This is a genomic window from Streptococcus halitosis (assembly GCF_003143695.2).
In the GTDB taxonomy this organism is placed as follows: domain Bacteria; phylum Bacillota; class Bacilli; order Lactobacillales; family Streptococcaceae; genus Streptococcus; species Streptococcus halitosis.
In genome coordinates, this window is record NZ_QEMY02000004.1 from 35,937 (window position 1) to 53,391 (window position 17,455).

Sequence of the window (17,455 nt, forward strand, 5' to 3'; positions counted from 1 at the left end):
CGCTTTTTTATATGCTTGTCTAAGGGGGTTAATCTTCTTTTTTCTTAGTGAGCCCGTAAGCTGCTAGCGTGGCCATGAGTCCTGCTGCGACCAAGCCTGCAGAGTCTTGACTTCCTGTTGCAGGGAGTTGTTTTTCATCTGCTTTTCTATTAGTTGGTTCAGCTTGCTCAGTTTTCTCAACGGCAGTTCCGACTTCGACAACTTGAGCGACCGCTTCCTGTGATACCGCACTATTGACAAGGGTTCTTTCTTCCTTGCCGTCAGCAGTAGTGCTAACAGAGTAGAAGACGGTACGGCGACCATTTACTCCGGAAACGACGACTTGACTTTGTCCTTTTGGCAATTGCGGATTTTCACGTGTCACGGTAGTGAAAGGAATCTCTTCTTCTTGGATGTCTAGTCTAGGTTTTGCTTCTGCAGCTGGGGCAAGACCGTGTTCATCCCCTACATGGGTAACAAGGGTTCCGACTTCAATGACTTGTGTCACTGCTTCTTGCGTTACAAGGCTATCGACAAGAGTCTTCACTTCTTTGCCATCAGCAGTAGTGCTTACAGAGTAGTAATGACTGCGACGACCGTTAACACCTTTGGTAAGGACTTGAGTCTTCCCTTTGAGCAAGAGTGGATTTTCACGTGTTACGGTAGTGAACGGAATCTCTTCCTCTTGGATGTCCAGTCTAGGTTTTGCCTCTGTGGCTGGGGCAAGACCGTGTTCATCCCCTTTGTGCGTAGTAGGGGCGCCGATTTCAACCACTTGGGTCACAGGTTCTTTGGTTACTTGGCTATCTAGAACCGTTTCTGTTTGTTTCCCATTTTCAGTAAGGACAGATATGTAATGAGTGCGTTCGCCCTCTACACCTGGTGTGATGATCTTTTCCTGATCGGCTGGGAGATTTGGATTTTCCTTCTTGATAACTTCAAATGGAATCTTTTCTGCTCTTGTGATGAGTTCCGGTTTGGTTTCAACATTGGCAGCTAGTTCGTTTTCATCGAGGCTTCCTGAGTGGGTTGCTGCTGGTTTGAGGCCTAGGCGGGCTGCCTTGAGTTTGGCTACGAGAGCGTCTAACTCGGATTGTTTGTTACGGTTGAGATTGTAGTTGAGAGCTTCTTTAGCTGCATTTAGGGCATCCAAGCTTTCCTTGCTGTATCCGTCCAAGTTTGCAGGAATTTGAGCAAGTTCCTCACGGAGTGCGTTGTAGTTAGCGCGGAAGTAGTCTTTGTTATGATCTGCAAAGGCAGTCATGAGTTCAAAGATTTCTTCTTCCTTATACTCAGCACTTGGTTTGTCTGCCCAGATAGCAAGCATGCTTCCGACGGTTGGAAGGTCTACTTCTGGATATTTGGTAGATGCAAGCTGGTTAAATGGTACTTTGCCAGAGTTTTCAAGTGCTTTTGATAGTGGATAGGCTTCGTCTGGTTTGTGATTACCTAAAACATAGTACCAGTCTCCGTTGGTGTTGAGGAGTTTATAGCCTTTGCTTGCTAGGTACTGAGGCGTTGCAAGGTTATAGCCCCACCATCCCTTAGACCAGTAAGAGATGATGACATCCTTGTCAAACTCAACATCATCCTTGTCTTCGTAGTAGAAACCATCGTTGAAGGCCATTGGTTGAAGGCCTCGTTCTTTGGCCATGGCAGCAAGAGTGTTAGAGTACTCAGCAAACTTGCCATAGAGTCCATACCATTTGAGGTAGTACCAGCCTTGAGCGTTGGTAGCATCATTAGCGTATTCGTCTGTACCGTAGTTGAAGATCTTAGTCTTGCCTGCAAAGAAGTCCATGTACTTGCCGATAAGGGCTTTGACAAAGTTCATCGCTTCTTCGTTTTCAAGGTCCATGGTTGTTTTAGAGACCTTGTCAAAGTTGGCTTGAGGATTTTGGATACCCAATTTTTCCATAGCGACAAGCATGGCATCCATGTGACCTGGGCTGTTGATCGCTGGAATTAGTCCAATCCCTTTTGATTTTGCGTACTCAATCAATTCAGTGATTTCAGCCTGGCTAAGAGTGGTTCCGTTTGGATCATCGTAGTAAGCTTTTGTTCCTTCGATAATGGCCTTCTTGACATCGTCACTTGCATAAGTTTTGCCGTTAGCTGTGATGGTCATGTCATCAAGGAGGAAGCGAAGTCCGTCATTTCCAAGAAGGAGATGGACATCAGAGTAGCCGAGTTCGCTCGCCTTGTCTACGATGCGTTTGAGTTGGTCGAGCGTGAAATACTTACGTCCGGCATCGATGGAAATTACCTTGTTCTTGGCAAGTTTTTCAACTTCGCGTTTCGCGTCTTCTTCTTTTTGAGCTTCTGGTGTGAAGGTCAAATTGCTTACAGCTTCTTGGAGTTTTGCGATTGCTTGGTCAATGGTGTCTTGTTGGGCACGGCTGAGGTTGCTATCGAGTGAGCGAATGGCTTTTTCAGCTTCTTTTACAGCTGCGACACTTTCTGCAGTATAGCGGTTAAGGTCTGTTGGTACTTCTTTCAGAGCTTGCTCAGCAGACTCATAGTCAGCTGCGAAGTATTCAGCATTGGCATTTGCGAAGCTGCGCATGAGTTTGAAGAGGCGTGATGGTGAATAGCGTGCAGATGGGGTATCCGCCCAAGCAGCTACCATACCACCGATGAATGGGATAGTAGCCCCATCAGATTTTGGTACAGAAGTGATTGGAGTGTTCTTGATACCATTGAGTCCTTGGTCGAGGTTGTACCAGCCTTGGCCATCGGCATTTCGTCCGAGAACGTAGTACCAAGCATCGTTGGTATTAAGGATTTGGTGGCCTTTTTCAACTAGAAATTTAGAAGAAGCGACGTCGTATCCGCCCCATCCACCAGTCCACATAGAAACGATGATGTCTTTGTCAAAAGTTCCAAAGCTAGTGTCGCTATTGTAGTAGATACCATCGTTAAAGGCCATTGGTTTGAGACCGTGAGATTTGACGATGCGAGCAAGGTCATTGGCGTAGGCGATAAATTTCTCATATCCTCCTACAGGGTAGCCTTCATTTGGATAGTATTTATCAGCCTGGAGAACGCTCCATCCTTTGGCATCTGTAGCGTCGTTGGCATACTCGTCTAGCCCGATGTTGAAGATGTCAGATTTGCCAGCGAAGTAAGCAGCATACTTGTCGATCAGAGCTTTGGTAAATGCAACAGCTTCTTTGTTATCAAGGTCAACGGTACGAGCAGATTCCTTACCAAAGTAGTTGAAGTTCGGCTTTTGGATGCCTAGTTCTTTCATGGCATGCAAAATCGCATCCATGTGACCAGGGCTGTTTACAGTTGGGATGAGACCAATGCCTTTGTTTTTAGCATAGTTGATCAAGTCCGTCATCTGACTTTCTGTCAAATGGTTGCCGTTTGGATCCTTGTAGTAGGCATCGGTTCCGTTTTCGAGTGCACGTTTGACATCGTCGCTTGCATAGGTTTTGCCATTGGCTTTGATCGTCATGTCGTCCAACATAAAACGCATGCCGTCATTTCCAACTAGTAGATGAAGATCAGTATAACCGTAGTGTTTGGCTTTGTCGATGATTTCTTTGAGTTGGTCTGGAGAGAAGTACTTGCGTCCAGCGTCGATTGAGATCATTTTTCTTTTTGCCAGTTTTTCATTTACCTGAGCTGCTCGTTCCGTGCTAGGAGTGGCTACTGCAGGTGTGACGGCTTCATTTTTCTTTTCTGAAGGAGTGCTTTCAGCAGGAGTTTCAGCTGGGGCAGGACTCTCTTTCTCGGCAGTAGGAGTTGGAGTAGCATTTTCTGTCACAACTGGTGCGCTTGACTCTTCTGTTTTTGGAGCAACTGTTCGAGGAGCATCCTTGTCTTCTTTGACCTCCTCTTTTACAGGCTTGTCAGCCTTTTCTTCCAGTTTTTCTGGAACCTTGGAGTCTACAGCTTCTTTGACTGCTTGAGGACTCTCCTGAATAGTTTGGACAGTTTCTTCAGCTGTTGGAGCTGGAGTAACCCCGTCAGCAGATACGACTTGTGCGCTAAAAGCAAATCCTATCAGTACAGAAGCTGCCCCAGCCGCGTATTTACGAATGGAGAAGCGCTGTTTCTTTTCTAGTTTCATGACAAAACCTCCTTGTTATTATTATGTATGATAGCGTTTACATAAAACCGATTTTATTTTATTATCTAAGGAGTAAAATGTCAAGTACATTTATATAAGAACTATAATAAATAGAGGAAATCATAAGATTTAGAAGAAAATTATTTCCAGAAATAAGAAAGAGAAAGCCGATATTTAACTTGTTTTTAGTAAAAACGCTACTAATTAAATAAGAACCTTTCAGAGCATTTCCATAGCCTCGGCCTCATGCTATAATAGGTATAGAAAAAGCCTGAGCTGGGCTCAAGCTTTCTCTTAATGACCTCGATTACATGAGAGGAATTTAATTTTGTAGTAGTCTGCTCGCTTATACGTTTCACTATAGGCGAGGACTTGGCCAGTAGCCTCAAGTTTAGTAGTCTTCGTTTGGAAGACAGTTGGAAATTGCGTATCGATTCCAAGTACAGAAGCAACATGCTCTGGTGTTGGAAATGCGATTTCATTGATTTCCTCAAAATGTTCATCGTTCATGTGAATGCGGTAATCCAATTTGAAGCGTTTATAGATAGAACTATAATAGTCAAGATTTGGATAGTTGGCATTGATGTATTGTTCAGGAATATAAGATGTGTGGTAGATGTAAGTTACGCCATTTGTTTGACGGGTACGTTCAATTTTGTAGTAGAACTGATCTCCACGTAATCCAAGCTTCTCTAGGTATTCAAGCTTGTTTCCGCGCTCGATAGAAAGGACAGTGACTTTATCATCTTTTGTTTCAAAGATTTCGACATCTGAAAATTCAACGAGTTTGTGCTTGCGGGCACGAGAAACAAAAGTCCCTTTCCCTTGTTGGCGGACAATATAGCCGTCTTTTGCAAGGTCATTCAAAGCACGCACAACAGTGATTGAACTAACATCATACATCGCGATCAATTCTGCTTCTGTATAAAATTTATCTCCACTTGCAAATTGACCAGAGATGATTTTGTTTTTTAATTCATCTTTAATATATTGGTATTTTGGAATAGCCATAATTTCACCTCGATTCTCTTTCTCCAATTTTGATTCTACCATAAATACAGACAAAATAGTAGTATTTAGGTAAAAAAAAATTAAAATAATAGACTAAAAATGTTATGTTACATGTAAAAAATTCCATTTTATAACCTTGTGAATTATCATACATTAAAATATCGCTTTCATGCTATTTTTAGATAATTTTGGTAAATGGTAAGTAAAAAAATAGAAAAATTTTAAAGAATTTTCTAAAACCTATTGACAAATGCAAAAGATTTGATTATATTTAATATTATAATAAATGAAAGCGCAAACTTAATTCGTCAGAGGTGGTAACATGACAAGATTTAAAATTGAGGACGATTTCTATTTAGATGGGAAGCCGTTCAAGATTTTGTCTGGCGCCATTCATTATTTTAGGATTCCAGCAGAGGATTGGTATCATTCTCTCTATAACTTAAAGGCGCTTGGCTTTAATACGGTCGAGACCTATGTGGCTTGGAATTTACATGAACCCGTTGAAGGGGAATTTGATTTTGAAGGTGCCAGAAATTTGGAGAGGTTTCTTCAAATAGCACAAGATTTGGGTCTCTATGCCATTGTACGCCCGTCTCCATTTATCTGTGCGGAATGGGAATTTGGTGGCTTGCCGGCTTGGCTCTTGACCAAGGACATGCGAATCCGCTCGTCCGACCCGGCCTACATCGAGGCGGTTGCTCGCTATTATGACCAATTATTGCCAAGGCTTGTGCCTCGTTTGTTGGATAATGGTGGGAATATTCTCATGATGCAAGTCGAAAATGAATATGGCTCCTATGGAGAAGATAAGTCTTATCTACGAGCAATTCGAAAATTGATGGAAGAACGAGGGATTGATTGCCCACTCTTTACTTCAGATGGTCCATGGAGGGCTACTCTGAAAGCCGGAACCTTGATCGAAGATGACCTCTTTGTGACAGGGAACTTCGGTTCTAAGGCTCCTTACAACTTTTCACAAATGCAAGAATTCTTTGATGAGCATGGCAAGAAATGGCCTCTCATGTGTATGGAATTCTGGGATGGTTGGTTCAACCGTTGGAAAGAACCCATTATCACACGGGATCCTAAAGAATTGGCAGAAGCTGTTCGAGAGGTATTGGAGCAAGGCTCTATCAACCTTTACATGTTCCATGGTGGAACAAACTTTGGTTTCATGAATGGTTGCTCGGCTAGAGGGACTCTGGATTTGCCACAAGTCACATCTTACGACTATGATGCCCTTCTCGATGAAGAAGGAAATCCAACTGCTAAATACCTAGCAGTCAAGAAGATGATGGCAACACACTTCCCAGAGTATCCACAGTTGGAACCACTCTATAAGGAAAGCATGGAGATAGGGTCCATTCCATTGGTCGAAAAAGTTTCCTTGTTTGAAACTCTGGATAGTCTCTCTAGTCCTACTGAAAGCCTCTATCCAAAAGCGATGGAAGAACTTGGTCAAAGCTATGGCTACCTTCTCTACCGCACTGAGGCAAGTTGGGATGCAGAAGAGGAACGTCTCCGTATCATCGATGGACGTGACCGAGCTCAACTATTTGTAGATGGTCAATGGATTGCTACTCAATACCAGACAGAGATTGGTGAAGACATCTACTGTCAGGGAAACCGAGAAGGCTGTTCAGAGATTGATATCCTGATCGAAAATATGGGGCGTGTTAACTATGGACACAAGTTCTTAGCAGATACGCAACATAAAGGAATTCGTACAGGTGTCTGCAAAGATCTACATTTCTTACTGAATTGGAAACAATATCCACTGCCACTGGATAATCCTGAGAAGATTGATTTTTCAAAAGGATGGACAGAGGGACAACCAGCCTTTTACGCTTTCGACTTTACGGCCGAAGAGCCGAAGGATACCTACTTAGACTTGTCTGAGTTTGGTAAGGGAGTTGCCTTTGTCAATGGGCGTCACCTAGGGCGTTTCTGGAACGTCGGCCCGACCCTCTCACTTTATATCCCTCATAGCTATCTCAAGGAAGGTGCTAATCGCATCATCATCTTTGAAACTGAGGGAGAATATAAAGAAGAGATTCATTTAACTCGTAAACCTACACTAAAACACATAAAGGGGGAAAACTTATGACAATTGTAGGATGCCGTATCGATGGACGTTTGATCCACGGTCAAGTAGCCAATCTTTGGGCTGGAAAACTAAATGTTTCACGCATTATGGTTGTAGACGACGAAGTTGTTAACAACGATATTGAAAAGAGTGGTTTGAAACTTGCGACACCACCAGGTGTGAAACTCAGTATCTTGCCAGTTGAGAAAGCAGCAGCAAATATCCTTGCTGGTAAATACGATAGCCAACGTCTCTTTATCGTTGCACGTAAACCAGACCGTTTCCTTGGTTTGGTCGAAGCAGGTGTTCCGCTTGAAACACTCAACGTCGGCAATATGTCTCAAACACCAGAAACTCGCTCTATCACACGTTCTATCAACGTGGTAGACAAGGATGTGGAAGACTTCCACAAACTAGCAGAAAAAGGTGTAAAACTCACTGCTCAAATGGTTCCAAATGATCCAGTTTCAGACTTTTTGAGCTTGTTAAAATAGGAAAAAATTTTTAGGAGGTCATTGTTATGATACAATGGTGGCAAATTTTACTTCTCACTTTGTACTCAGCTTATCAAATCTGTGATGAGTTGACAATCGTTTCATCTGCAGGTTCTCCTGTATTCGCTGGTTTCATTACTGGTTTGATCATGGGAGATGTGACAACTGGTCTGTTTATCGGTGGTAGCTTGCAGTTGTTCGTTCTCGGGGTTGGTACCTTCGGTGGTGCTTCTCGTATCGATGCAACTTCTGGTGCGGTTCTTGCAACAGCATTCTCTATCTCTCAAGGTATTGATACAGATCTTGCAATCACAACAATCGCTGTACCAGTAGCAGCACTTTTGACATACTTCGACGTTCTTGGACGTATGACAACTACTTTCTTTGCACACCGTATTGATGCTGCGATCGAACGCTTTGACTACAAAGGTATCGAACGCAACTACCTACTTGGTGCAGTGCCTTGGGCTCTTTCTCGTGCCCTTCCAGTATTCTTCGCTCTTGCTTTTGGTGGCGCTTTCGTACAATCAGTAGTAGACCTTGTTAAAGAATATCAATGGATTGCAGATGGTTTGACACTTGCAGGACGTATGCTTCCAGGTCTTGGATTTGCAATCTTGCTTCGTTACCTTCCAGTTAAACGTAACCTTCACTACCTTGCTATGGGATTCGGTTTGACAGCTATGTTGACTGTTCTTTACTCAAACGTAACAAGTCTTGGTGGAGCAGTTGCTGGAATCATTGGCACTCTTCCTGCTGAAGTTGCTGAAAAAATTGGCTTTGTTAACAACTTCAAAGGATTGTCTATGATCGGTATCTCTATCGTGGGTATCTTCCTTGCAGTTGTTCACTTCAAGAACAGCCAAAAAGTTGCTGTAGCAGCACCTTCTACACCATCAGAAAGTGGGGAAATCGAAGATGACGAATTCTAATTACAAACTAACAAAAGAAGATTTTAATCAAATCAACAAACGTAGCTTGTTTACTTTCCAATTAGGTTGGAACTATGAGCGTATGCAAGCTTCTGGTTACCTTTACATGATCTTGCCTCAATTGCGTAAAATGTATGGGGATGGAACACCTGAATTGAAAGAAATGATGAAAGTTCATACTCAATTCTTCAATACTTCTCCATTCTTCCACACAATTATCGCTGGTTTTGACCTTGCCATGGAAGAAAAAGATGGTGTAGGTTCAAAAGATGCCGTTAACGGTATCAAGACAGGTTTGATGGGACCATTCGCTCCTCTTGGAGACACAATCTTTGGTTCACTTGTACCTGCTATCATGGGATCTATCGCAGCAACTATGGCTATCGCTGGCCAACCATGGGGTATCTTCCTTTGGATCGCAGTTGCAGTTGCATATGACATCTTCCGTTGGAAACAATTGGAATTTGCCTACAAAGAAGGGGTTAACCTTATCAACAACATGCAAAGTACTTTGACAGCTTTGATTGATGCTGCATCTGTACTTGGTGTCTTCATGATGGGTGCTCTTGTAGCAACAATGATCAACTTTGAGATTTCTTACAAATTGCCAATCGGTGAAAAATTGATTGATTTCCAAGACATCTTGAACTCAATCTTCCCACGCTTGCTTCCAGCAATCTTTACTGCCTTTATCTTCTGGTTGCTTGGTAAGAAAGGTATGAACTCTACTAAAGCGATCGGTATCATTATCGTTCTTGCAGTAGGTCTTTCATTCATCGGTAAATTCTTGCTTGGAATGGGCGCATAATTTATGGTGAAATCGTTAATTTTGGTGAGTCATGGTCGTTTCTGTGAAGAACTTAAAGGTAGCACGGAAATGATTATGGGTCCACAAGACAACATTCATGCAGTGGCTCTTCTTCCAGAAGATGGTCCAGAAGAATTTACTGCAAAATTTGAAGCTGCTATCGAAGGATTGGATGATTTCCTAGTCTTTGCGGACCTTCTCGGTGGTACACCTTGTAACGTGGTAAGCCGTTTGATTATGGAAGGTCGCGACATCGAACTCTACGCGGGAATGAATCTGCCAATGGTGATTGAATTTATCAATGCGAGCCTTACAGGTGCAGATGCGGACTATAAGAGCCGTGGTGCAGAAAGCATTGTAAAAGTCAATGATCTGTTAGCAGGCTTCGATGATGACGAAGATGAATAATACTCTTCGAAAATCAAATTCAAACTACGTCAGCGTCGCCTTGCCGTATAGATGTTACTGACTTCGTCAGTTCTATCTGCAACCTCAAAGCAGTGCTTTGAGCAGCCTGCGGCTAGCTTCCTAGTTTGCTCTTTGATTTTCATTGAGTATAAGATGTGACAACGTGAAAATCGTTAGAACAGCTTGTATAGAATATACATGGGAATGGGAGTCAATCCCATTCCCATATTTTCAATAGGAATGAAACAACAATAGATTAGAGGAACTCTATGCTAAATTACACAAAAGAAGAATTACTTGAACTGGGTGCAGAAATCACGACTCGTGAGATCTACCAACAGCCTGATGTATGGAAAGAGGCTTTTGAAGCCTATCAAGCGAAACGGGAAGAAATTGCAGCCTTTCTGAAAGGAATCGCTGATAAACATGACTATATCAAGGTTATCTTGACGGGTGCTGGTACTTCTGCTTATGTGGGAGATACCTTGGTACCATACTTTAAGGAAGTCTATGACGAACGCAAATGGAATTTCAATGCTATTGCGACAACAGATATCGTAGCCAATCCAGAAACTTATTTGAAAAAAGATGTGGCGACTGTCCTTGTTTCCTTTGCTCGTAGTGGGAATTCACCTGAAAGTGTGGCGACTGTTGATTTGGCTAAAGCCTTGGTGGATGACCTCTATCAAGTGACCATTACATGTGCTGCAGAAGGGAAATTAGCTCTTCAAGCTCATGGCGATGACCGCAATCTTTTGCTCTTGCAACCAGCTGCTTCCAATGACGCTGGATTTGCCATGACTTCTAGCTTTACGTCCATGATGCTAACAGCTCTCTTGGTCTTTGACCCTACAGAATTTGCTGTGAAAGCTGAACGTTTTGAAGTTGTGTCTAGCCTTGCGCGTAAAGTTCTAGACAATGCAGCAGATGTCAAGGAGCTGGTTGACCTCGACTTTAACCGTGTTATCTACCTGGGCGCTGGTCCTTTCTTTGGACTTGCTCATGAAGCTCAGTTGAAGATTTTGGAACTAACAGCTGGTCAAGTTGCGACCATGTATGAAAGTCCAGTTGGCTTCCGTCACGGTCCAAAATCTCTTATCAATGAAGATACAGTTGTTTTGATCTTTGGCACAACAACAGACTACACTCGCAAGTACGACTTGGACTTGGTTCGTGAAGTGGCTGGTGACCAGATTGCTCGTCGTGTTGTGCTCTTAAGTGATCAAGCCTTTGGTCTTGAAAATGTCAAAGAAGTATCCCTTGGTTGTGGCGGTGTCTTGAACGATATTTACCGTGTCTTCCCTTATATCGTATATGCCCAACTCTTTGCCCTATTGACTTCACTCAAGGTAGAAAATAAACCAGATACGCCGTCTCCTACTGGTACCGTAAACCGTGTGGTACAAGGTGTGATCATTCATGACTATCAAAAATAAGGAAGTGTCTATGAGTAAATTACAATTAAGTCCCAATAAAGTAGCTTGCCTGCAAAAACTCTCTGACGAGAACGGCATCATCTCAGCTCTTGCCTTTGACCAACGTGGTGCTTTGAAACGCCTCATGGCTCAATACCAAACAGAGGAACCAACAGTGGCTCAAATGGAAGAACTCAAGGTCTTGGTTGCAGATGAATTGACAAAATACGCATCCTCTATGCTTCTTGACCCTGAGTATGGTCTCCCAGCTACAAAAGCGCTTGATGCCAATGCCGGTCTTCTCCTTGCTTATGAGAAAACTGGCTACGACACAACAAGCACCAAACGCTTGCCAGACTGCTTAGATGTTTGGTCTGCAAAACGCATTAAAGAACAAGGTGCAGATGCAGTCAAATTCTTGCTTTACTATGACGTAGACAGCGCTGACGAACTCAACCAAGAAAAACAAGCCTACATCGAACGCATCGGTTCTGAGTGTGTGGCAGAGGACATTCCATTCTTCCTTGAAATCCTTGCTTACGATGAAAAAATCGCTGACGCAGGTTCTGCAGAATACGCTAAAGTCAAACCACACAAGGTTATCGGTGCCATGAAGGTCTTTTCAGACCCACGCTTCAACATCGATGTCTTGAAAGTGGAAGTTCCAGTCAACGTCAAATACGTTGAAGGCTTTGGTGATGGAGAAATCGTCCATACTCGTGAAGAAGCAGCAGCCTTCTTCAAAGCACAAGATGAAGCAACTAACTTGCCATATATCTACTTGAGTGCGGGAGTATCAGCCAAACTCTTCCAAGAAACACTTGTCTTTGCCCACGAATCAGGCGCAAACTTCAACGGTGTTCTTTGCGGCCGTGCAACTTGGGCTGGATCAGTTGAAGCCTACATCAAAGACGGTGAGGCAGCAGCTCGTGAATGGCTACGCACAACAGGTTTTGAGAACATTGACGAACTCAACAAGGTTCTCCAAACCACAGCGACTTCATGGACTGAACGTGTAGAAGCATAAAACAGGTATAGAAGAATCCCTTTTTGTTAAGCAAATGCTTAGGTTTTCTGACAAAGGATTCTGAAAATAGAAACTACAACCATAGATGGTGCATACACTTTCTATGGTTTGTTTACTTAAGAGAAATGGATTAAAGGAGACAAAAATGAAAGCATACACAGAGCGTGTATTTGGAAATCATGAGGGCAAGGATGTCTTGGCCTATCGCTTTGAGACTGACAGTGGCTACCAACTAGAAATTATGACCTATGGTGCGACTATCTTGCGCTATGTCACACCTGACAAGGCTGGAAATTTTGCCAATGTGATTTTGGGCTTTGATGATTTTGATAGCTATGTAGGTAATAGTCCCAAGCATGGAGCAAGTGTAGGTCCTGTAGCAGGCCGTATTGCAGGTGCGATATTTGAGCTCAATGGTCAGACCTATAATCTTGAAGTCAACAATGCCAGCAACTGTAACCACAGTGGTTCAACAGGTTGGGATTCGAGCTTGTTTGAATTGGTAGAGGTGAGCGACCATGGCTTGACTCTCTACACAGAGCGTACAGACGGGACAGGAGGATTTCCTGGTAATCTCAAGATCTGGATCAGCTATCACTTGGAAGAGACTGGTGCTTACGAAGTCAGCTACAAGGTAACGACTGATCAGGATACGCTTGTCAATCCAACCAACCACAGCTACTTCAACTTGTCTGGTGATTTTACGCAGACAATTGACCGCCATGTCTTCCAGCTAAATACGGAGGGCATTTACCCAATCGCTCCGGACGGTGTTCCGGCTAAGACTCCAGATGCTACTCGTGATGTGGTGAAACATATCTACAATGGAGCCTTGTTGAAGGACATCTTTGCAGAGGACGATGAGCAAATCCAGTTGGTATCTGGTTTGGATCACCCATTTGCCCTTCCTGCAGGTCATGACAATGCTGGTTTTCTTTATGACCAAAACTCAGGTCGTTTCCTGCTTTTCAAGACAGAGGCCCCTTGTTTTGTGGTCTACACAGCAAACTTTGTGGATGAGAGTGTGCTCATAGCTGGTCAGCCAATGGTACAGCACAATGGGATTGCCCTTGAAGCGCAGGCTTTACCAGATGCTATTCATAGCGACCTCAAAGACCAAGTCATTCTCAAAGCAGGGGAAACCTTCACCAGCAAAACTCGTTACGAGCTTGTTGTGAAATAAAAAGAAGAGCTGGTTTCCAGCTCTTTTGAGTTGTCTTCGTTGACATTCTATCTCAATAGTGTATAATTGATGTAATTAATTAAGTTACAACAAACGAAAGGAGACACCCGATGACTTATGCATACCAAAGCCACATTTATCTAGCAGAGGCTGTTTTAAATGTCAAGGATTTGACGAGTCAAACGGCTTTTTATCACCAGATTATTGGCTTGGAGATTTTATCCCAAACAGAGACAGAAGCGATTTTGGGACTTGGTCGAAAAGCCTTGGTTCACTTGATTCAGGCAGAAAAGACAGGGGAAGTAAGGGAGTATTATGGACTCTACCATCTGGCGATTTTGTTGCCGACACGAAAAGCCTTGGCAGATGTCTTGAGACACCTAAGTGATTTACGCATTCCTCTGGTTGGGGGTGCAGATCATGGATACAGCGAGGCTCTTTATCTAGAGGATTTGGAAGGAAATGGCATTGAACTCTACCGTGATAAGCCAGTGTCTTCATGGGATATTCGAGAAGACGGCCGCATTATCGGTGTGACCGAAGCCCTTGCGGCACAGGATATCTATGAGTTAGGGGAAAAGGTGGATCCCTTTATCCTAGCTGAAGGGACGAGAATGGGGCATATCCATCTATCGGTGAAGGATAGCCGCGCGGCGAGTCAGTTTTATCAAAAGGTGTTAGGGCTAGAAGATAAATTTAGCATTCCTAGTGCTAGTTGGATAGCGGCTGGTCAGTACCATCACCACCTGGCTGTCAACGAATGGGCTGGAAAAGGGCTAGCTCCGCGTGAACAAGGCTTGCCGGGCTTGGTCTACTATGTCCTTGAGGTCGAAAGCAAGGAGGAACTTTTGAACATCGTTAAGCAAGCACAAGAGCTAGAAGCACCGATCAAGTGGTTAAATTCGAGTGAGTTGGATTTGGTAGATCCAGATGGGATTGTGACCCGTATTCGCTTGGCACGATGAGATATGAAAAACACATCATAGACATAGAAAAAGGCGGACAAGCTCGTATTCTGTTTTTAGAATGCGGACTTGTTCGCTTTTTTATGAAATGATAAAGGGTAAAAGAGCTATAGCTATAACCAGACTGTAAAGGTAATCACTTGTTTTTTGTAGGTGACAAATATTTTACCTCTAAATAGGCTGACGAGATGCTGAGCCATGGAGAGGCCAATTCCGTGTCCAGATATGGTTTGGTTGTTGTGAGAAGTCTCCGCACGATAAAAGCGATCAAAGAAACGCTTAATATTAGCTGCTTGTCCATCCTTGTAATCATTAGAAATAGTGATGCAGGTTCGTTTGCGTAGTAGGTAATTTTTGCGTTGGAGTGTCAAGCGAATTGTTCCAGCGGGATCGCAGTATTTTCGGGCATTGTCAAGAAGGATGCTAAGAAGCTCATAAAATTCTTCTTGGGCTACTTTTTCTACAACGTCTGCTTCAATAGAACTTTCAAATTTTTTATCTTCTTTGGTAAAGAGAGGAGCAAAATCTGAGGCAACCTTTTCAGCGATGACGGAGATATTTTGAGGAGCTAATTTGATATCCTCTTGCTCCTCGAGCCGAGCAAGTCGGATGAGTCTTCCAATCAGGTGGTTGAGTCGTTCCGTCTGTTCTTTAGTGCTGATACTCCACTCAGTCTCTCCCTCCATTAACTCCTGTAGCTCGGTATTGGCCGAAATGATGGCTAGAGGCGTTTTGAGTTCGTGTCCTGCATTGGTGATAAACATCCGTTGTTTTTCATAGTTTTTGATAAAAGGACGAATGACAATCCCTGAAATCAAGGTGAAGAGCAGTATGAGGAGGAGTAAGCTAGCTAGGGCCAGCCAGATAGAGACCTGAAGTAGGGTGTCGCGTTCGCGGATATAGTTAGTTGTCTCAAAGAAAACCAGTAGTTTCCCAGTCGTAGATTGGCTCACTTGGTAGGTAAAATAGCGTCCCTTATGAGTAATAGAACCATAAGTTTCTTGCTTTTTGAGGATGTTTGGGAGAAAACTTTTGACTTCAGCCTCAGTTAAGGACTGGACATTTGTGAGGGAGATGGCGTAGTCATTTTCCTTTTCTCTGACGGAGAAGTATTGAAAATTGTAGACAATTCCTTCTTGGATATTTTTCTCAGTCAGACTTTCCTTGATTTCGTCTGTAATAGGAAGTTCGCCCTCATTCTTGGTTAAGATAGAGAGGACGGTGTGGATGTTACCCTCCGTCTGAGTGTAGACGATACTATTCATCAAGACTAGAAAGAAGGTTAGAATCAGAGCAATGGCAAGAGTGGCCGTTGCGATAAATTTGATACGAAGTTTTCGAAACATCTAGTCACCTCCTGTCAATTGGAAGGGGCCTTCTGCAGCTCCAAGTATTTGTAAGCTAGACTGGACACTTTGGAGTTTTTGGCGTAGGTAGGAGATATAGAGAAAGACGAGCTCGTGATCCTGTTCTTCCAGCTCATCTGGCCAGACCTGCTCTAGTAGTTGTTGACAACTGAGGGGTTGGTTAGCGTGCTGGATGAGGAGAGTCAAGAGTTGGGTTTCCTTTTTCCCTAAACGAATGCTGTTTGTAGCAGCCAATTCTTGTTCCTCAATATCCAAGCGAGTATTTCCTAATTGGACTGTATCCGGGGTGTAGTCTTCCAGGCGGCGTGCAGTAGAACGGAGTCTAGCTAAGAGTTCCTTGAGCGAGAAAGGTTTGGTCAAGTAGTCGTCAGCACCTGCATCAAGTCCAGTTACGCGGTCATCCACTTCGGCCATGGCTGTCAACATGATGACGTGAGTCGTATTGCCTGCCTGGCGAATTTCTTTGAGGGCTTCGATTCCAGTTTTAATTGGCATCATGATGTCAAAAATCATGAGGTGATAGTGGTTAGATTTAGCCTTTTCGACAGCGTCTTGTCCGTTAAAAACAGAATCAACGCTGTAGCCTTCGCGTTCTAACGCAACAGTGATAACACGGTTTAGTTGGGTTTCATCTTCGGCAAGTAGGATTTTCATAGGTTCTCCTTAGTCTTGATCAGAGCGCTGAATCAAATCACGGATGGTCTGCATGGTCAAGTCACAAGAAGCAAGCTCATCGGCACAACGTTTGAGCTCGCGCGTGATTCGCTCAGGATTTTGGATGTTTTTCTTGTATTTCATCTGGTGTTCGAGGCTAGCCCAGGAGTCCATAGCAATTGTGCGCAGTTGAATCTCGATAAAATAGGTACCCTGGTCATTTCCCAGACAGTCTGGATAGGGAGTGGTCACCTCTAGAATCAGATGATAGGAACGGTAGCCGTTGGGTTTGACCTGACGGATATAGTCTTTCTCTTTGAAAATATGGATGCTTGGCATCTGGCGAATATACTCTACGATGCGGTAGATATCATCTGTAAAGCCTGTGATAATTCGAACGCCAATAGCATCTCGTATTTCTTTAAGAGCAGATTGACTTGTCTGAGGAAGGCCCTTGCGTTGGCATTTTTCACGCATGCTTTTTTCTGTTTTGATGCGCGCATGCAAATGCTCATATAGTTTGAGGTTGGTTTCTTTTTTGTAATTGGCTGCGGCCTCTTCTATGTCTTGAATAAAGGTTTGCAAGATGATGGGTAAATAGGCTTCACAGCTATCATAGATAGAATTCATAAGAACGTCCATTCTGAACAGTTTTTTACTATTATATCATGAAAACACCGATATGAGATAAGTTCCTACAAAGACAGATGGGATGAGAATTTTGACAAAGCCCCTTATTCGAGATATAATGAAGAAAAATCGAGCAAGGAAAAAGAAATGACAAACTCAAAGTATATAACACGCTTGAAACGTTCAGAGGGCCAGTTGCGTGGGATTCAAAAGATGATAGAAGAAGATCGTGACTGCGCTGATATTGTGACGCAATTGACAGCAGTGAAATCGAGTGTTGAGCGCGTGATTGAGATGATGATTACGGAAAATCTCACCGCCTGCATCAACCAACCACTAGATGATCCCGAGGCTCAAAAGGAACGCCTAGAAAAGGCCATCCGATACTTGATTAAACGGAAATAAACTAATT

General features: G+C 43.4%; 15 protein-coding genes. 10 read left to right on the plus strand and 5 right to left on the minus strand.

Features of this window, described 5'->3' with window-relative positions:
- Positions 1-28 precede the first annotated feature (28 nt).
- Together strH and DB729_RS08230 are read right to left on the minus strand one after the other, a co-directional pair.
- Positions 29-4,060: an LPXTG-anchored beta-N-acetylhexosaminidase StrH gene (gene strH / locus DB729_RS08225; RefSeq protein ID WP_109290234.1), complete on the minus strand. Its 4,032-nt coding sequence runs from the start codon at positions 4,058-4,060 to the stop codon at positions 29-31.
- Between the two features lie 294 nt (positions 4,061-4,354).
- Positions 4,355-5,113, minus strand: a complete 759-nt coding sequence (locus DB729_RS08230) for a GntR family transcriptional regulator (protein WP_162281877.1) — start codon at positions 5,111-5,113, stop codon at positions 4,355-4,357.
- Positions 5,114-5,393: 280 nt separating this feature from the next.
- Here DB729_RS08230 and DB729_RS08235 point away from each other — a divergent pair, with 280 nt between their 5' ends.
- The 9 genes from DB729_RS08235 (at position 5,394) to DB729_RS08275 (ending at position 14,392) form a co-directional block, all read left to right on the plus strand.
- Complete coding sequence (locus DB729_RS08235) at positions 5,394-7,181, plus strand: glycoside hydrolase family 35 protein (protein WP_109290235.1); 1,788 nt, start codon at positions 5,394-5,396, stop codon at positions 7,179-7,181.
- Positions 7,178-7,654 (plus strand): PTS sugar transporter subunit IIB, encoded by a 477-nt coding sequence (locus DB729_RS08240; protein WP_000156968.1) that lies wholly within the window; start codon positions 7,178-7,180, stop codon positions 7,652-7,654. The genes DB729_RS08235 and DB729_RS08240 overlap by 4 nt, the downstream gene beginning before the upstream one ends.
- Positions 7,655-7,680: 26 nt before the next feature.
- Positions 7,681-8,586, plus strand: a complete 906-nt coding sequence (locus tag DB729_RS08245; RefSeq protein WP_109290236.1) for a PTS mannose/fructose/sorbose/N-acetylgalactosamine transporter subunit IIC — start codon at positions 7,681-7,683, stop codon at positions 8,584-8,586.
- Complete coding sequence (locus tag DB729_RS08250) at positions 8,573-9,394, plus strand: PTS system mannose/fructose/sorbose family transporter subunit IID (protein WP_000185285.1); 822 nt, start codon at positions 8,573-8,575, stop codon at positions 9,392-9,394. Before DB729_RS08245 ends, DB729_RS08250 begins: the two co-directional genes overlap by 14 nt.
- A gap of 3 nt (positions 9,395-9,397) precedes the next feature.
- Entirely contained in the window at positions 9,398-9,802 is a 405-nt protein-coding gene (locus DB729_RS08255; protein ID WP_109290237.1) for a PTS sugar transporter subunit IIA, read from the plus strand.
- A 269-nt stretch (positions 9,803-10,071) separates the two neighbouring features.
- Entirely contained in the window at positions 10,072-11,238 is a 1,167-nt protein-coding gene (locus DB729_RS08260) for an SIS domain-containing protein (RefSeq protein ID WP_033606297.1), read from the plus strand.
- A 10-nt stretch (positions 11,239-11,248) separates the two neighbouring features.
- A complete protein-coding gene (lacD, locus tag DB729_RS08265; protein WP_025169605.1) occupies positions 11,249-12,244 on the plus strand; it encodes a tagatose-bisphosphate aldolase in 996 nt (331 codons plus the stop codon).
- A 145-nt stretch (positions 12,245-12,389) separates the two neighbouring features.
- A complete protein-coding gene (locus DB729_RS08270) occupies positions 12,390-13,427 on the plus strand; it encodes an aldose epimerase family protein (RefSeq protein ID WP_000649407.1) in 1,038 nt (345 codons plus the stop codon).
- Between the two features lie 110 nt (positions 13,428-13,537).
- Entirely contained in the window at positions 13,538-14,392 is an 855-nt protein-coding gene (locus tag DB729_RS08275) for a VOC family protein (protein ID WP_109290238.1), read from the plus strand.
- A gap of 113 nt (positions 14,393-14,505) precedes the next feature.
- Here the strand turns inward: DB729_RS08275 and DB729_RS08280 are convergent, their stop codons facing one another.
- Genes DB729_RS08280 through DB729_RS08290 form a run of 3 tightly spaced genes read right to left on the minus strand, consistent with a single transcriptional unit; the run spans position 14,506 to position 17,043 of the window.
- The gene (locus DB729_RS08280) at positions 14,506-15,738 is read right to left on the minus strand and encodes a sensor histidine kinase (RefSeq protein WP_109290239.1); all 1,233 of its coding nucleotides are present in this window, start codon (positions 15,736-15,738) and stop codon (positions 14,506-14,508) included.
- Positions 15,739-16,413 carry a response regulator transcription factor gene (locus tag DB729_RS08285; RefSeq protein ID WP_109290240.1) on the minus strand — a complete coding sequence of 225 codons (675 nt, stop codon included), beginning with the start codon at positions 16,411-16,413 and terminating at the stop codon, positions 15,739-15,741.
- A gap of 9 nt (positions 16,414-16,422) precedes the next feature.
- Positions 16,423-17,043 (minus strand): GTP pyrophosphokinase, encoded by a 621-nt coding sequence (locus tag DB729_RS08290; RefSeq protein ID WP_009729517.1) that lies wholly within the window; start codon positions 17,041-17,043, stop codon positions 16,423-16,425.
- 147 nt (positions 17,044-17,190) lie between these two features.
- On the opposite strand from DB729_RS08290, the gene DB729_RS08295 reads away from it, so the two are divergent.
- Positions 17,191-17,448: a metal-sensitive transcriptional regulator gene (locus DB729_RS08295; RefSeq protein ID WP_000185161.1), complete on the plus strand. Its 258-nt coding sequence runs from the start codon at positions 17,191-17,193 to the stop codon at positions 17,446-17,448.
- The last annotated feature ends 7 nt before the right edge of the window (positions 17,449-17,455 follow it).

Bases quoted from the DNA above. Each gene is read 5' to 3' on its own strand.
- DB729_RS08275 (WP_109290238.1), top strand. From the start codon at position 13,538: ATGACTTATGCATACCAAAGCCACATTTATCTAGCAGAGGCTGTTTTA.
- DB729_RS08240 (WP_000156968.1), top strand. From the start codon at position 7,178: ATGACAATTGTAGGATGCCGTATCGATGGACGTTTGATCCACGGTCAA.
- DB729_RS08245 (WP_109290236.1), top strand. From the start codon at position 7,681: ATGATACAATGGTGGCAAATTTTACTTCTCACTTTGTACTCAGCTTAT.
- DB729_RS08260 (WP_033606297.1), top strand. From the start codon at position 10,072: ATGCTAAATTACACAAAAGAAGAATTACTTGAACTGGGTGCAGAAATC.
- DB729_RS08255 (WP_109290237.1), top strand. From the start codon at position 9,398: ATGGTGAAATCGTTAATTTTGGTGAGTCATGGTCGTTTCTGTGAAGAA.
- DB729_RS08280 (WP_109290239.1), bottom strand. From the start codon at position 15,738: ATGTTTCGAAAACTTCGTATCAAATTTATCGCAACGGCCACTCTTGCC.
- DB729_RS08270 (WP_000649407.1), top strand. From the start codon at position 12,390: ATGAAAGCATACACAGAGCGTGTATTTGGAAATCATGAGGGCAAGGAT.
- DB729_RS08295 (WP_000185161.1), top strand. From the start codon at position 17,191: ATGACAAACTCAAAGTATATAACACGCTTGAAACGTTCAGAGGGCCAG.
- DB729_RS08290 (WP_009729517.1), bottom strand. From the start codon at position 17,043: ATGAATTCTATCTATGATAGCTGTGAAGCCTATTTACCCATCATCTTG.
- DB729_RS08230 (WP_162281877.1), bottom strand. From the start codon at position 5,113: ATGGTAGAATCAAAATTGGAGAAAGAGAATCGAGGTGAAATTATGGCT.
- DB729_RS08235 (WP_109290235.1), top strand. From the start codon at position 5,394: ATGACAAGATTTAAAATTGAGGACGATTTCTATTTAGATGGGAAGCCG.
- DB729_RS08285 (WP_109290240.1), bottom strand. From the start codon at position 16,413: ATGAAAATCCTACTTGCCGAAGATGAAACCCAACTAAACCGTGTTATC.
- DB729_RS08250 (WP_000185285.1), top strand. From the start codon at position 8,573: ATGACGAATTCTAATTACAAACTAACAAAAGAAGATTTTAATCAAATC.
- strH (WP_109290234.1), bottom strand. From the start codon at position 4,060: ATGAAACTAGAAAAGAAACAGCGCTTCTCCATTCGTAAATACGCGGCT.
- lacD (WP_025169605.1), top strand. From the start codon at position 11,249: ATGAGTAAATTACAATTAAGTCCCAATAAAGTAGCTTGCCTGCAAAAA.